This is a genomic window from Streptomyces hirsutus (assembly GCF_001418415.1).
GTDB classification, from domain to species: Bacteria; Actinomycetota; Actinomycetes; order Streptomycetales; family Streptomycetaceae; genus Streptomyces; species Streptomyces hirsutus.
Window position 1 is genome coordinate 1 of record NZ_LIQT01000339.1, and the last position, 13,587, is coordinate 13,587.

Genomic DNA, 13,587 nt, shown 5'->3' on the forward strand with positions numbered 1-13,587 from the left:
AGATGTGTATAAGCGACCCCCCCTGCTGGCACGCGGTGCGCTGCTGTCGCCGGTCAAACGCCCCCGCCCCGACGCCGCGTTCCCGCGGACCCGGCTCGTCCTGCCCTCCCTGCGGGTGGACCCCGCGAGGCTGGCGGCGTACGAGCGGGTGTGCGGCTTCCCTGCTGCGGGACCAGGGCAAAGCCAGGAGGCCCGGGAGAACCCGGAGACCGGGAGAACCCGAGGGACCGGGGAGAGCGGGGAGACCGAGGAGACCGAGGGGAGCGGGGAGGGCTCCGGCGCGCTGCCGCTGACGTATCCCCATGTGCTGGGCTTCCCGGCGGCCGTGCGGCTGATGAGCGGCCGGGACTTCCCGCTGCCGCTGCTGGGGCTCGTCCACACGTCGATAGAGATCACCCGGCACCGGACCGTTCCCGTCACCGGGACGCACGGACTGAGTGTGCACGTCGAGGGGCTGGCACCGCACCGGCGCGGTACGGAGGCCACCGTGGTCACCGGGCTGCGGTCGCCCGGCGGTGACCTCGTATGGGAATCGCGGAACACGTATCTGGCCCGGCACCGCGCCTCCGGGCCGTCCTCCTCCGCCCGGCCCGTCCCGCGTCCGAAGGAGGAATCGGCGACGGCGCGGCCGCTGCCCGTAGTCGACGCGTGGCTGCTGGCCGAGGACGCGGGGCGGCGCTACGGTGCCGCGTCCGGCGACCGCAACCCGATCCATCTGCACCCGCTCACCGCACGGCTCTTCGGCTTCCCCCGCGCGATCGCGCACGGCATGTGGACCGCGGCCCGCTGCCTCGCCGCGCACGGCGTTCCGGAAGCGGTGACGGTCCGGGCCGACTTCAAAGCGCCGGTCCCGCTGCCGGGGACGGTGACGTACGGGGCGCGGGACGGACGCTTCGAGCTGCGCGGTCCCGGCGGCCTCCTTCACCTCACCGGGGAGGTCCGCCCGGCGTGAACGACCGCGCCGGCACCGGCGTCTTCGGCACCGGAACCGGTGTCCAGGCCTTCGCCGTCGGGCGGTGACCAGGGGCGGCCGGCCATCAGGTCGCCCAGTCCCGCCCAGGCGAAGTTCATCAGGGTGGCCGATGCCTGCCGGGCGGTGACGCCCGGGGTGCTGTTGGCCCAGTCCGCGAGCGCCTCGGCGGCGCCGACCAGTGCTTCCGCCAGCCCGGCGACCTCGCCGCCGGGGAGGTGGGGGTCCGTGGGGGTCCCCCCTGCTCGTGGGGGTCCCCCCTGCTCGAGCGAAGGCGAGAGCTTGGGGGAGCAGCCGAGAGCTTGGGGGAGTGCTTCCCGGGCGGCGGCGAGGATCAGCTCGGTCACGAACGTCACGATGTCCGCGCGCATCGCGGCGACTTCGGCGGCGAACACCTCGCCGTGCGTACGGGCCTGGAGGTGCAGCACGGCCCAGCCGTCCGGGTGCCGCGCGGTGTGGGTGAAGAACGCCGTCAGCCCCGCCCAGAGCTGGCGGTCCGCAGGGAGCACCGGACGGGCACCGGCGCGCACCGCCTCGACAAGAGCCTTCGCCTCGCGGCGGATGCACGCGATGAACAGGTCTTCCTTGGAGTTCAGATACAGGTAGACCAACGGTTTCGACACGCCCGCCAGTTCGGCGATCTCGTCCATCGACGCGGCCATGTAGCCGCGCTGGCCGAAGGTCTGCACGGCGGCGTCCAGCATTTGCTGTTCGCGGACCGCACGCGGCATCCGCTTGCTCTTCACGGCACCCATACGGAGCAGCCTACGGGGCGGCGGCACCCTCGCCCGCCCGTGCGGGAAACGCGGGAAACCCGTCCCGTCCGAACCGGACGCATGTCCACGGGGTCCTACGAGGCCTTCGCCTGCTCCTGGTCCTGGCCCTGCGCCCGGCTCTGCGTGCCGCGGGTGTCGTCGTCGACGTCGTCCTCCTGGCTGCGGTTGGCCTGCAGGTCGGCCTTCGCCCGGTCGACCCGGCGCACGATGCTCTCGGAGGCCACGTCCCGCTGCTTGCGCAGCACGACGAAGCTGATCGGTGCCGAGAGCACCAGGGCGAGCAGGATGATCCACAGCCCGTTGGAGTCGCCCAGGCCGCGCGGGGCGAGGCCGGAGTAGACGAGGCCCCAGACGACCAGGAGACAGCCCACGAAGATCCCGAAGCGCATCAACGTGTAGCGGAGCATCTTCTTCCACTCTCCCGGACGAACGGCCAGAACGTATCCCAAGGGGTTCCCAATGGGACACCTCCAGTGAAGCACGCCCGCGCCCGTACACCCGCGGCGGGGTCCCCACGCAGGCGCGTACATGACATTCCCGCCGGAGCCGGAGCCGACCCCGGAGCCGACCCCGACCCCGGAGCCGGAGGAGCCGGAGCCGGGATCAGGTCAGGGCCAGCAGCATGATGATGTCGTCCCGGTCGTCGCCGGGAGCCACCCTGATCGCACCGGGGACCCGGCCGACCTCCTTGTAGCCGCAGGAGCCGTAGAAGTGCTCCAGGCCGAGGCCGCCGCGGCAGGTGAGCCGGATCGCCTCGATGCCGGGAAGGGCGCGGGCGGCCCGTTCTGCGGCGGCGAGCAGGTCGCGGCCGTACCCCTCGCCCTGGTGACGGGGGTGGACCATCACCGTGTACAGCCAGATCCAGTGCGTCATCAGGCGGTGGGTGTTGAGGGTGAGGAACGCCGTCGCGGCGACCCTCCCCTCCTCGTCGAACCCGACGAGGAGCCGGGACCGCTGCTCCTCCATCGCCACGAACTGCCGTACCAGCTCCGGCCGGACGTCCTCCCGGGTCACCGGCGGCACGAAGCCGACGGCTCCGCCCGCTTCGGTGACGTCCACCCACAACTCCAGGATTCCGTCCCGGAGTCCGGGGGTGACGGGCGGATCCAGTGTGAAGGTCAGCGGCATGGAACGGGGGTTCTCCCTCAGACCCGCATCGGCTGCGGGGACTCGCGGCGGGCGGGGTCGGCGGCATCGTACTCGCGGATGATCTCGTACCGCGTGTTGCGCTCCACCGGGCGGAAACCCGCGTCGCGGATCAGGTCCAGCAGGTCGTCGCGGGTGAGCTTGTTCGGCGTGCCGAAGTCGTCCGCGTCGTGCGTGATCTTGTACTCGACGACCGAGCCGTCCATGTCGTCCGCGCCGTGCTGGAGGGCGAGCTGGGCGGTGTTGACGCCGTGCATCACCCAGAAGACCTTGACGTGCGGGACGTTGTCGAAGAGGAGACGGGAGACGGCGAACGTCTTCAGCGCCTCGGCGCCGGTCGCCATCTGCGTCCTGGACTGAAGGCGGTTGCGGATCTTGCCGTCCTTCATGTCCACGAAGTCGTGCTGGTAGCGCAGCGGGATGAAGACCTGGAAGCCGCCGGTCTCGTCCTGGAGCTCACGCAGCCGCAGCACGTGGTCGACGCGGTGGCGGGGCTCCTCGATGTGGCCGTAGAGCATGGTGCAGGGGGTCTTCAGCCCCTTCTCGTGCGCCAGCCGGTGGATCCGCGACCAGTCCTCCCAGTGGGTGCGGTGGTCGACGATGTGCTGCCGGACCTCCCAGTCGAAGATCTCCGCGCCGCCGCCGGTGAGGGACTCGAGCCCGGCGTCGATCAGCTCGTCGAGGATCTCGGACGCGGACATCCCGGAGATGGTCTCGAAGTGGTGGATCTCGGTGGCGGTGAACGCCTTCAACGACACGTTCGGCAGCGCGGCCTTCAGCTCGCGCAGGGAGCGCGGGTAGTAGCGCCAGGGCAGTTTGGGGTGGAGTCCGTTGACGATGTGCAGCTCGGTGAGGTTCTCCGCCTCCATCGCCTTGGCGAGCTTCACCGCCTCCTCGATCCGCATCGTGTACGCGTCCTTCTCCCCCGGCTTGCGCTGGAAGGAGCAGTACGCGCAGGAGGCGGTGCACACGTTCGTCATGTTGAGGTGACGGTTGACGTTGAAGTGGACGACGTCGCCGTTCTTCCGCGTCCGCACCTCGTGCGCCAGCCCGCCCAGCCAGGCCAGGTCGTCCGACTCGTACAGCGCGATGCCGTCCTCGCGGGACAGCCGCTCACCGGAGCGGACCTTCTCCTCCAGCTCGCGCTTGAGCCCGACGTCCATGCGGATCCCTCTTTCCTGACTGTCTCGACTGTCCGGACCTGCCTTGACCGTCCGGACCGGCCCTGCTGGCCGGACCGGCCGCCCCGGCCCTGCCGGCCGGCCGTCCGGGCTTCTGCCCGCTCCGCCCGGCACGCGCCGGCTCCGCCCACCGTAACGCCCCGGCTACTGGACCTCTTCGGGCAGCTCACCGACGCGGTTCTCCCACTTCGTGGAGAGCACGATGGTGGTGCGGGTCCGGGAGACTCCTTTGGTCCCGGACAGCCTGCGGATGATCCGCTCCAGCCCGTCCACGTCGGCCGCCCGCACCTTGAGCATGAAGGAGTCGTCGCCGGCGATGAACCAGCAGTCCTCGATCTCGCTCAGGTCCTTCAGCCGCTGCGCCACGTCCTCGTGGTCGGCGGCGTCGGAGAGCGAGATGCCGATCAGGGCGGTCACCCCGAGGCCGAGCGAGGCGGCGTCCACGGTGGCCCGGTAGCCGGTGATGACACCGGCCGCCTCCAGCCGGTTGATCCGGTCGGTGACGCTGGGCCCCGACAGGCCGACGAGGCGCCCCAGCTCGGCGTAGGAGGCCCGGCCGTTCTCTCTCAGGGCCTGGATGAGCTGCCTGTCCACCGCGTCCATGCGATCGAAGCCTTCCGCTGAAGAGGTCTGCACGTGATTGAGAATCGGTGAGTGGTACTTCGGGGTGTCCTGGGGTGCACGGGGAGCGCACCGGGGGTGCGGGTGCTGCTCAGGCGGTGCGGGACGGTGATGCCCCACCCCCGAGCTCGCCCTTCCAGCGGCGGTACAGCTCATGCTCGACGCCCGCCACGTCGAGTACACGGCCGGCGACGAAGTCCACCAGGTCCTGGATGTGCGTGGCGCCCGCGTAGAAGGCCGGTGAGGCGGGCACCACGGTCGCGCCCGCGTCGTCGAGGGAGACCATGTGCCGCAGGGTCTGGCCGTTCAGCGGGGTCTCGCGTACGGCGACGACCAGGGTGCGCCCCTCCTTGAGGGTCACGCTCGCCGCCCGTTGCAGCAGGTCCTTGGACAGCCCGAGCGCCACCCCGGCCACGCAGGCCGTGGAGGCGGGCACGATCAGCATGCCCTTGCTCGGATACGAGCCGGAGGAGGGGCCCGCGGCGAGGTCGCCGGCCCCCCAGTGCCGTACGCCGTCGAGGTCCACGGTGAAGGTGCCCGGCTTGCCGTCCGCTCCGCGGGACAACCATTCCCGCAGGTCGTCGCGCCAGTGGGCGTCCCGGAAGGAGATGCCGGTCTCGTCCAGCAGGGTGAGCCGCGAGGCACGGCTGACGACGAGGTCGACGCTCTCCCCCGCCTGGAGAAGCGCACGGAGGACGGCCGCCGCATATGGCGTGCCGGAAGCGCCGGACACCCCCAGGATCCAAGGCGTTCGGGTCGTCTCTCCTGGCTTGAGATGGTTCACGACACCGAGCCTATCCGGCATCGTGGGAAGGGAACCGGTCAAGGGGTCCGGTCCGTTTCCCACGCGGACGATCGAGTCGAGGGGGGTGTGCCGTGTCCGGCATCGATACACGGTGGTCGGGGCGCGAACGGGCGAAGACGGCGGCCGTGGTGATGGTGGCCTGGGTGGCGCTGCTGTGGCTGCTGGAAGTGGTCGACGTGGCCTCCGGTCATGCCCTGGACGACTTCGGCGTCATGCCGCGCACGACCTCGGAACTGGTCGACGTCGTCCCCTCCGCCTTCATCCACTTCGGCTTCGCCCATGTCGCGGCGAACAGTGTGCCGCTGCTGGTCCTCGGTTTCCTCGCCGCCCTCGGCGGCCTGCGCCGGTTCGCCGCCGTGTGCGCGCTGATCATCGTCTGCGACGGTCTGGGGGTGTGGCTCATAGCCCCGGCGCACACCAACACGGCGGGCGCCTCCGGCCTGGTCTTCGGCCTCTTCGGCTTCCTGCTGTGCAGCGGCTTCGTGGAACGACGGCCGATGGGCGTCGTCGTCGCCGTGCTGGTCGGCGCGGTCTGGGGCGGCTCGATCCTCGCGGGCATCGCGCCCGGCCAGACCGGCGTCAGCTGGCAGGGCCACCTCATCGGCCTGCTGGCCGGCGTGGCGGCGGCCTTCCTGTTCCGCCGCCACCCCGACCGCCGGGGCGCGCTCACCGCGTGAGGCCGAGCCCTGGCGCGTGCACCCTGCCCAGGCCGGTGGCTCCGAACGATCATCCCCGCGTGCGCGGGGAGCAGGTGAGCGTGAACGGGTTCATGGGCATGGCCCTCGGAACATCCCCGGATCAGGGAGCACGAGGGGAACCTGCGGCGCGCTCGCTTTCCCGCAGCCGAAGATTGAGCACGGCCACCCGAAGGAGCTAGAAGGTGAGCCCCCGCACCAGGAGGTCGATCAGGGCGCAGACGAAGAGGCTGATGCCGATGAAGCCGTTCGTCGAGAAGAACGCCCTGTTCAGGCGGGTCAGGTCGTTCGGGCGGACGATGGTGTGCTCGTAGACGAAGGCCGCCGCGACGATCACCAGGCCGAACCAGAAGAACGCTCCGGCGCCGGTGAGTACCGCGTACCAGACGAACAGGGCCGTCGTCACGACGTGGCAGGCGCGGGCGCCCCAGACGGCGGCGGGGATGCCGAAGCGGGCCGGGACCGACTTCACGCCGACCTCGCGGTCGGTCTCCACGTCCTGGCAGGCGTAGATGAGGTCGAAGCCGCCGATCCAGATGCCGACCGCGAGACCGAGGACGACCGCGTCCCAGGACCAGGAACCGGTGACGGCCAGCCAGCCGCCGACCGGGCCCATGGCCTGGGCGAGCCCGAGGATGGCCTGCGGGAAGTTCGTGAACCGCTTGCCGTACGGATAGACCACCATCGGGATCACCGCGACCGGCGCGAGCACCAGGCAGAGCGGGTTGAGCAGCGCCGCCGCGCCCAGGAACACCACCAGGGCGACGAGCGCGCCGGTCCACGCGTGCCGGACCGACATCGCGCCGGTGACCAGCTCGCGGTGGGCGGTGCGCGGGTTACGGGCGTCGATCTCGCGGTCGATGATCCGGTTGACGGCCATCGCGAAGGTGCGCAGGCCGACCATGGCGATCGTGACCAGGAGCAGCCGGCCCCAGTGGATGTTCTCGTCCCACTCGTACATCGCGGTGAGGGCGGCGATGTAGGCGAAGGGCAGCGCGAACACGGAGTGCTCGATCATCACCAGACGCAGGAAGGCCTTCACCCTGCCGGCCGGCCGCGGTGCCGCGCCCGAGTCCACGACCCCGTCGGCGGTGGTCATCATGCGAGGCTCCCGAGGAACGTGTCGAGGTCGGCCAGCAGTCCGGCGACCGGCAGCGGGCCCGTCTCCACCGTGAGCGGCGTCCCGGCGTCGTCGTCGGACGGGTCGTCGGGCGGGGTGACGTGCGCGGTGAAGACGTACGCCTCCGCGTCCCCGCCCGCGTCCCCGTCGGTGCCCGCGTCGTCCGTCGCCGGGCCGGCCGGGCGGGCGTCCAGCCGCAGCAGCGCGCCGCCGTCGACCGTGAACGGCCCGCCCGTCGCGGCGACCAGTTCGGCGCGCAGTCGCTCGGCGAAGTCGGCGGGTTCCGCGTCGCGCACCCCGGGCAGTTCGAAGCCGCCGCCCTCGCCGTCGTGCTCGATCAGGACCGCCCAGGTGTCCCCGGCGCCCGCGAACTCCTCCGGCGTGACGCCCGCCTGCGCGGCGGCCTGCCGGACTCCGGGGTCGGCCGGGTCCAGTTCGGGGCGCACGAGGGCCACGTAGTCGGTGTCGGTGCCGATGAAGAGGGCCGGGCCGCCCACGGCGACGGGACTCACAGTCCGTACTCCTTCCAGCGGCGGTCGACCAGCGCGGCCGTGTCCGGGTCGGACTCGACCATGTCGGGCCAGCCGCCGTCGCGCGTGTACCCCTCCTCGGGCCACTTCTTCGTCGCGTCGATGCCCGCCTTGCCGCCCCAGAACTGCTGGTAGGAGGAGTGGTCGAGGTGGTCGACCGGGCCTTCGACGATGCTGAGGTCGCGGGCGTAGTCGGTGTTGCCGAGGGCCCGCCAGGCGACTTCGTGCAGGTCGTGGACGTCGCAGTCGGAGTCGACGACGATGATCAGCTTGGTCAGCGACATCATGTGGGCGCCCCAGACCGCGTGCATCACCTTCTGCGCGTGCTTGGGGTACTTCTTGTCGATCGAGACGATCGCGCAGTTGTGGAAGCCGCCGGCCTCGGGGAGGTGGTAGTCCACGATGTCCGGAACGATGATCTTGAGGAGCGGGAGGAAGAAGCGCTCGGTGGCGCGGCCCAGCGGCCCGTCCTCCGTCGGCGGACGGCCGACGACGATCGACTGGAGCAGCGGGCGCTTGCGCATGGTGACGCAGTCGATCGTCAGTGCGGGGAACGGTTCCTGCGGGGTGTAGAACCCGGTGTGGTCGCCGAACGGGCCCTCGGGGAGCATCTCGCCCGGCTCCAGCCAGCCCTCGATGACGACCTCGGCGTGCGCCGGGACCTGGAGCGGGACCGTCTTGCAGTCGACCATCTCGATCCGCTTGCCCTGCAGGAACCCGGCGAAGAGGTACTCGTCGATGTCGCCGGGGAGCGGCGCGGTGGAGGCGTACGTCACGGCGGGCGGGCAGCCGAAGGCGATGGCGACCGGCAGCCGCTCACCGCGCCGGGCGGCCACCTGGTAGTGGTTCCGGCTGTCCTTGTGGATCTGCCAGTGCATGCCGATGGTGCGCTTGTCGTGGCGCTGGAGCCGGTACAGGCCGAGGTTGCGGATGCCCGTCTCGGGGTGCTTGGTGTGGGTGAGGCCCAGGTTGAAGAAGGAGCCGCCGTCCTTGGGCCAGGTGAACAGGGCGGGGAGCTGATCGAGGTCCACGTCGTCGCCCTGGAGGACGACCTCGTGCACCGGAGCGTCCTTCACCTTCTTCGGCGGTACGTGGGTCATCGAACCGAGTTTGCCGAACGCCTCGCGCATGCCCACGAAGCCGTTCGGCAGCTCGGGCTTGAGCAGGCCGCCGATCTTCTCGCTGATCTCGGCGTACGACTTCAGGCCGAGCGCCTTCAGCAGACGGCGGTCGGTGCCGTACACGTTCATCGCGAGGGGCATGCTCGAGCCGCGCACGTTCTCGAAGAGCAGTGCGGGACCGCCGGCCTTCTGCACCCGGTCGACGATCTCACCGACCTCGAGGTACGGGTCGACCTCGGCCTTGACGCGCTTGAGGTCGCCCTCGCGGTCCAGAGCCCTGAGCAGGGAGCGAAGATCGTCGTAAGCCATGAGGTCAAGTATCCCCGAGCGGCTACCCTTGCCCTGTACCTGGGGGCAGTGGCCGTGCCGACGCCCCCGACGACCCCTTCTCTGGAGAGGCCCATGCTCAGGGTGCTGATGTTCCTCGTCCCCCTTGCCCTGAGCGTCTACGCGTTCATCGACTGCATCAGCACGAAGGACGAGGACATTCGCCACATGCCCAAGCCGCTGTGGGCGATCCTCGTGCTGCTGTTCCCGCTCGTCGGTTCGATCTCGTGGATCATCGCCGGCAAGAAGCGGCACCCCGCGGGTACCGGCGCCGGTTCAGCCTGGAGCCGGGGCGGCGGCCGGCAGCAGTGGGTGGCTCCGGACGACAACCCCGACTTCCTGAAGTCCCTCGGCGAGGAGAAGAACGGGCCCGGGGAGAAGGGCCCTGACCCCGACCCGAGCAAGGACAAGGGCAAGGAACGGGACGAGAAGCCCGAGACCGACTGAGGGACGTCGCGGGGCCGGTCCGGCCCGGTCGGGTCACCCGCGTCCGGCGCCTGGCCACTGCACCGGCGGCGGCCCGCCCATTCCCCCGTCGGATGGGCGGATGCACACGTCGGCAGAGCGGGCCGATCTGAATCCATGAAGGTGGGGGTCACTCACCCGCGAAGATCTCCTCCGCTTCGGACACGGTGATGGCCCGGGTGAGCCATGCGCGAAGAACCTCATGGTCAAGGCAGCTTGTCACGCGCCTGCGCAGGGCGTCGGGCACCTCAAGACCGCGCTGCTCGAGAACGAGCAGGACGTCTTCGGCACGACCTTGCACACGACCTTGCTCAAGGCCCTTCTCGAGCCCCTGTTCACGCCCTTCGTCCCGGATTTCTTCGGAGAGGTAGGACTTGTAGAAGGAGAGGTCCACGGCCACCAGATTCCTCCAGAGGTGCTTGGCCGGGCGGTTGCCCAGCCCCTGTGCGGTGAATTCGACGATGGGGTCCGCGATGTCTTCGGGTGCGTCCCGCAGTGCTGTGGAGAGAGCCTTCAGTATCTCATTGACGACCGTGTCGGCGGCGTGTGTGATGGCCGCCAGGCTGGCCAGCACCAGGTCGGCGCGGGCCTCCTCCGGGTCGGTGATCACCGGCATGTTGTGTGGACCCGCGACCAGGGGCGTCAGGGTGAGAGTGGGCAGCTGCGGCGGCCCGCTGCACACCGGCTGCTGGGCCCAGCGGGCCGTGGCGTGGTCCTGGCAGACGACGAGGAGTGCCGTCGGCAGCCGGTACTTCGTCCACAGGTAGGCGGCGTAGTACGCCCAGCTGGCCGGCTTGTCCGGGTCCTTCTTTCCCTGGGCCTCCACGGCCAGGAGAAACGCGCCCTGCTCCGCGGTCTCGAGACGCAGCAGGGTGTCCACCCTGCGTTCCACGGGACCGGCCTCGGTGAGGTCCGTCGGCAGGACGGTCGCCTTCACGGGGGCGGGAACATCCACCCCGAGGAAGTGCGAGACGCGGCTGAACAGTCCGGGGTCGTGCTGGAAGATGCGGTGCATCGCCTCGTGGGAAGAGCTGACCATGGTGTCCGTTCGGATCAGGGCCGGGCGACAGTCGTTCGGCGGTTGCGGTGCAGGCCGAAGCATGGTCACGGCCTGGATGCGCCGAGCGTAGGAGAGGTAAGGGCTCAAGATCCGGTTCGGGCGGTGGTGTTCACCCACTCGAGTGAGGGCGGGGAAGGGGTGGGCGGTGGGGAGTGAGGTGCGGTTGCGGTCTGTCGATCTGGCGCGGCTGGCCGGGGTGTCGACGCAGCAGATCCGGAACTACGAGGAGTCCGGGGTGCTGCCGCCCGCTTCGCGGACCGAGTCCGGGTACCGGGTGTTCGAGGAGGTGCACCGGCAGGCGCTGCGGGCGTTCCGGGCGCTGCTGAAGGGGTACGGGCCGGTGACCGCGACGCCGGTGATGCGGCGGGTGCACGGCGGGGACGTGCCGGGCGCGCTGGCCCTGGTCGACGCCGCGCATGCCGCGCTGCACGAGGAGCGGGTGGCGCTGCGTGCCGCGGACGAGGCCCTGCGGGCGTTGGCCGGTGCCGGGCCCGCCGCGTCGTCCCGCCCGGCGCTGCGCATCGGGGAGGTGGCCGCGCTGCTGGGCGTACGGACGTCGGCGCTGCGGGTGTGGGAGGCCGCCGGGCTGCTGACGCCCCGGCGGGAACGCGGCACCGGGTACCGCCTGTTCGATCCCGCCGACGTCCGCGACGCCCGGCTCGTCCACACCTTGCGGAACAGCCACTACCTGTTCGACCGGATCCGCCCGGTGCTGGACGGGCTGCGCCGGGAGGGCAGCAGCGAGGCGCTGCGGGCGGCCCTCGTCGCGCGCGGCGAGGCGCTCACCGCGCGCACGCGGGCGATGCTGGAGGGCGCGGGGGCCCTCCACGCCTACCTGGAGTCGGTCACTGCCAGGGGTTCTGCCGGGGGTTCTGCCAGCGGTTCCGCGGGGGATTCCGCGGGGGATTGACTTTCGTCGCCCGGCCGGCCCGTCACCGGCCGGGGAGAGCGAGCGGGTTCGGGAAGACTGGCCGCCATGGAGTCGATCGATGCGGAAACGGCCCGTGCCTGGCTCGCCACCGCCGTCGCGGAGGCCCGTGCCGGTCTCGCCGAGGGGGGCGTCCCCGTGGGCGCCGCACTGTACGGAGCTGACGGGACCCTGCTCGGCCGGGGCCGCAACCGCCGCGTGCAGGACGGTGATCCGTCGGTGCACGCGGAGACGGCCGCCTTCCGGGCGGCGGGGCGGCAGCGCTCGTACCGCGGGACGACGATGGTGACGACCCTGTCGCCGTGCTGGTACTGCTCCGGGCTGGTCCGGCAGTTCGGCATCCCGCGGGTGGTGATCGGCGAGGCGGCCACCTTCCACGGCGGGCACGACTGGCTCGCCGAGCACGGCGTACGGATCGTGCTCCTTGACGATCCCGAGTGCGCCGCGATGATGCGGGACTTCATCGCGCGGCGCCCCGAGGTGTGGAACGAGGACATCGGGAGATGACGAAGGCCGGTTCCCGTACCCAGGTGACCCGGGTACGGGAACCGGCCTTCGCGGGCGGTGCCTCGGGGTGCCGCTCAGAAGCCGATGGCGGTGAGGGCGCTCATCCCGACGTCGGCGTAGGAGTGCTTGCCGGAGACGAAGATGTTCACGCCGTAGTAGTTGAACAGCCAGCAGCCGAAGGCGGCCAGGGCCAGGTAGGCGGCCTTGCGGCCCTTCCAGCCGGCGGTGGCGCGGGCGTGCAGGTAGCAGGCGTAGGCGACCCAGGTGATGAAGGACCAGGTCTCCTTGGGGTCCCAGCCCCAGTAGCGGCCCCAGGCGTCGCCGGCCCAGATGGCGCCCGCGATGATCGTGAACGTCCACAGCGGGAAGACGGCCGCGTTGATGCGGTAGGAGAACTTGTCGAGCGAGGCGGAGGCGGGCAGCCGCTCCAGGACCGAGGTGGCGAAGCCGCCCGGCTTGCCGCCGCGCGCGAGCTTGCTCTCGTAGGAGTCCTTGAACAGGTACAGGATCGTGCCGACCGCGCCGACGTAGAAGACCGCGCCGCACAGGATCGCGGTGGAGACGTGGATGTAGAGCCAGTACGAGTCGAGCGCGGGGACCAGCTGGTCGCTCTCGGTGTACAGGACGGTGACGGCCAGACCGAGGTCGAGGAGGACCGTGGTGGTCAGGAACAGGCCGAGCCAGCGCACGTTCTTCTTCAGGGCCAGCAGCAGGACGTACACGCCGACGGCGGTCGTGGTGAAGGTGATGTTGAACTCGTACATGTTGCCCCACGGCGCCCGCTGCACGGACAGCGCGCGGGTGAGCACCCCGCCGAACTCGATCAGGAAGGCGAGCACGGTGAAGGAGATGGCGATCCGCCCGTAGAGGTCGCCCTGCGCGTCCCCGCCGTGCGCCCCCGGCCCGTCGGGCACGTCCCGCGCGCCGGCCACGGCCCGTACGACGACCTTGGGCCGCTCCAGTACGGCGGTGCCGCCCTCCTTCTTCACCGTGACGGCGGGGGCCTTCTTCGCCGTCTCCCCGCGGGGGGTGAGCGCGGCGGCGGTGCGGGCGACCTTGCTGCGGCTGCCGAAGATCCATTCGGCGATGTACGCGAAGAAGGCCAGGGTGTAGACCGCCATCGCGGAGTAGATCAGGACGTTGCTGATCTCCGCGAGGTTCTCGTTGTTCGCGGCGGCCAGGCTCGTGGCGGTGGCCAGATCGGTTGCGGCGGCGAGAGTCACGGCTTCTCAGCCCCTTCGGCAGGTGCGGCTCGAGGATCGGGGGATGCGGGGGAATCCGGCGCGTCGGAGGAAGGCTCGGGGTCGGGGTCGGGGTCCGAGCCCGGGTCCGGTT

16 protein-coding genes are annotated in these 13,587 nt (G+C 70.9%); 5 read left to right on the forward strand and 11 right to left on the reverse strand.

Annotated features, from left to right (window positions below):
• Positions 1-4: 4 nt before the first annotated feature.
• Complete coding sequence (locus tag AOK11_RS24570; protein ID WP_055595925.1) at positions 5-952, forward strand: MaoC family dehydratase; 948 nt, start codon at positions 5-7, stop codon at positions 950-952.
• On the opposite strand, the gene AOK11_RS24575 is transcribed toward AOK11_RS24570, so the two are convergent.
• The 6 genes from AOK11_RS24575 to AOK11_RS24600 form a co-directional block, all read right to left on the reverse strand.
• Positions 922-1,725: a TetR/AcrR family transcriptional regulator gene (locus tag AOK11_RS24575; protein ID WP_055595910.1), complete on the reverse strand. Its 804-nt coding sequence runs from the start codon at positions 1,723-1,725 to the stop codon at positions 922-924. The two genes, AOK11_RS24570 and AOK11_RS24575, sit on opposite strands and share 31 nt — an antisense overlap.
• A 95-nt stretch (positions 1,726-1,820) precedes the next feature.
• Positions 1,821-2,153, reverse strand: coding sequence for a DUF4229 domain-containing protein (locus AOK11_RS24580; protein ID WP_055595911.1), 333 nt, complete (start codon positions 2,151-2,153; stop codon positions 1,821-1,823).
• Positions 2,154-2,349: 196 nt separating this feature from the next.
• On the reverse strand, positions 2,350-2,874 hold the full coding sequence (locus AOK11_RS24585) for a GNAT family N-acetyltransferase (RefSeq protein ID WP_055595912.1): 525 nt from the start codon (positions 2,872-2,874) through the stop codon (positions 2,350-2,352).
• 17 nt (positions 2,875-2,891) lie between these two features.
• Complete coding sequence (gene mqnE, locus AOK11_RS24590; protein WP_055595913.1) at positions 2,892-4,055, reverse strand: aminofutalosine synthase MqnE; 1,164 nt, start codon at positions 4,053-4,055, stop codon at positions 2,892-2,894.
• 162 nt (positions 4,056-4,217) lie between these two features.
• Positions 4,218-4,676, reverse strand: a complete 459-nt coding sequence (locus tag AOK11_RS24595) for an Lrp/AsnC family transcriptional regulator (RefSeq protein ID WP_055595914.1) — start codon at positions 4,674-4,676, stop codon at positions 4,218-4,220.
• Between the two features lie 109 nt (positions 4,677-4,785).
• Positions 4,786-5,478 (reverse strand): UbiX family flavin prenyltransferase, encoded by a 693-nt coding sequence (locus AOK11_RS24600; protein WP_206188919.1) that lies wholly within the window; start codon positions 5,476-5,478, stop codon positions 4,786-4,788.
• 152 nt (positions 5,479-5,630) lie between these two features.
• On the opposite strand from AOK11_RS24600, the gene AOK11_RS24605 reads away from it, so the two are divergent.
• Entirely contained in the window at positions 5,631-6,176 is a 546-nt protein-coding gene (locus tag AOK11_RS24605) for a rhomboid family intramembrane serine protease (protein ID WP_079035055.1), read from the forward strand.
• 196 nt (positions 6,177-6,372) lie between these two features.
• Here AOK11_RS24605 and mqnP read toward each other — a convergent pair whose 3' ends face one another.
• Genes mqnP through AOK11_RS24620 form a run of 3 tightly spaced genes read right to left on the reverse strand, consistent with a single transcriptional unit; the run spans position 6,373 to position 9,274 of the window.
• The gene (gene mqnP / locus AOK11_RS24610) at positions 6,373-7,296 is read right to left on the reverse strand and encodes a menaquinone biosynthesis prenyltransferase MqnP (RefSeq protein ID WP_420903010.1); all 924 of its coding nucleotides are present in this window, start codon (positions 7,294-7,296) and stop codon (positions 6,373-6,375) included.
• Positions 7,293-7,826 carry a hypothetical protein gene (locus AOK11_RS24615; RefSeq protein ID WP_055595918.1) on the reverse strand — a complete coding sequence of 178 codons (534 nt, stop codon included), beginning with the start codon at positions 7,824-7,826 and terminating at the stop codon, positions 7,293-7,295. The genes mqnP and AOK11_RS24615 overlap by 4 nt, the downstream gene beginning before the upstream one ends.
• The gene (locus AOK11_RS24620) at positions 7,823-9,274 is read right to left on the reverse strand and encodes a menaquinone biosynthesis decarboxylase (protein ID WP_055595919.1); all 1,452 of its coding nucleotides are present in this window, start codon (positions 9,272-9,274) and stop codon (positions 7,823-7,825) included. Before AOK11_RS24620 ends, AOK11_RS24615 begins: the two co-directional genes overlap by 4 nt.
• 93 nt (positions 9,275-9,367) lie before the next feature.
• On the opposite strand from AOK11_RS24620, the gene AOK11_RS24625 reads away from it, so the two are divergent.
• The gene (locus AOK11_RS24625) at positions 9,368-9,739 is read left to right on the forward strand and encodes a PLD nuclease N-terminal domain-containing protein (RefSeq protein ID WP_055595920.1); all 372 of its coding nucleotides are present in this window, start codon (positions 9,368-9,370) and stop codon (positions 9,737-9,739) included.
• 148 nt (positions 9,740-9,887) lie between these two features.
• Here AOK11_RS24625 and AOK11_RS24630 read toward each other — a convergent pair whose 3' ends face one another.
• Positions 9,888-10,796, reverse strand: a complete 909-nt coding sequence (locus AOK11_RS24630) for an RpnC/YadD family protein (protein ID WP_055595921.1) — start codon at positions 10,794-10,796, stop codon at positions 9,888-9,890.
• 178 nt (positions 10,797-10,974) lie between these two features.
• On the opposite strand from AOK11_RS24630, the gene AOK11_RS24635 reads away from it, so the two are divergent.
• Together AOK11_RS24635 and AOK11_RS24640 are read left to right on the forward strand one after the other, a co-directional pair.
• Complete coding sequence (locus AOK11_RS24635; protein ID WP_420903011.1) at positions 10,975-11,727, forward strand: MerR family transcriptional regulator; 753 nt, start codon at positions 10,975-10,977, stop codon at positions 11,725-11,727.
• Between the two features lie 66 nt (positions 11,728-11,793).
• On the forward strand, positions 11,794-12,252 hold the full coding sequence (locus tag AOK11_RS24640; RefSeq protein ID WP_055595923.1) for a nucleoside deaminase: 459 nt from the start codon (positions 11,794-11,796) through the stop codon (positions 12,250-12,252).
• Between the two features lie 74 nt (positions 12,253-12,326).
• Here the strand turns inward: AOK11_RS24640 and ccsB are convergent, their stop codons facing one another.
• Positions 12,327-13,475: a c-type cytochrome biogenesis protein CcsB gene (gene ccsB / locus AOK11_RS24645; protein ID WP_055595924.1), complete on the reverse strand. Its 1,149-nt coding sequence runs from the start codon at positions 13,473-13,475 to the stop codon at positions 12,327-12,329.
• Between the last annotated feature and the right edge of the window lie 112 nt (positions 13,476-13,587).

Bases quoted from the DNA above. Each gene is read 5' to 3' on its own strand.
- AOK11_RS24575 (WP_055595910.1), bottom strand. From the start codon at position 1,725: ATGGGTGCCGTGAAGAGCAAGCGGATGCCGCGTGCGGTCCGCGAACAG.
- AOK11_RS24580 (WP_055595911.1), bottom strand. From the start codon at position 2,153: ATGCTCCGCTACACGTTGATGCGCTTCGGGATCTTCGTGGGCTGTCTC.
- AOK11_RS24585 (WP_055595912.1), bottom strand. From the start codon at position 2,874: ATGCCGCTGACCTTCACACTGGATCCGCCCGTCACCCCCGGACTCCGG.
- mqnE (WP_055595913.1), bottom strand. From the start codon at position 4,055: ATGGACGTCGGGCTCAAGCGCGAGCTGGAGGAGAAGGTCCGCTCCGGT.
- AOK11_RS24595 (WP_055595914.1), bottom strand. From the start codon at position 4,676: ATGGACGCGGTGGACAGGCAGCTCATCCAGGCCCTGAGAGAGAACGGC.
- AOK11_RS24605 (WP_079035055.1), top strand. From the start codon at position 5,631: ATGGTGGCCTGGGTGGCGCTGCTGTGGCTGCTGGAAGTGGTCGACGTG.
- mqnP (WP_420903010.1), bottom strand. From the start codon at position 7,296: ATGATGACCACCGCCGACGGGGTCGTGGACTCGGGCGCGGCACCGCGG.
- AOK11_RS24620 (WP_055595919.1), bottom strand. From the start codon at position 9,274: ATGGCTTACGACGATCTTCGCTCCCTGCTCAGGGCTCTGGACCGCGAG.
- AOK11_RS24625 (WP_055595920.1), top strand. From the start codon at position 9,368: ATGCTCAGGGTGCTGATGTTCCTCGTCCCCCTTGCCCTGAGCGTCTAC.
- AOK11_RS24630 (WP_055595921.1), bottom strand. From the start codon at position 10,796: ATGGTCAGCTCTTCCCACGAGGCGATGCACCGCATCTTCCAGCACGAC.
- AOK11_RS24640 (WP_055595923.1), top strand. From the start codon at position 11,794: ATGGAGTCGATCGATGCGGAAACGGCCCGTGCCTGGCTCGCCACCGCC.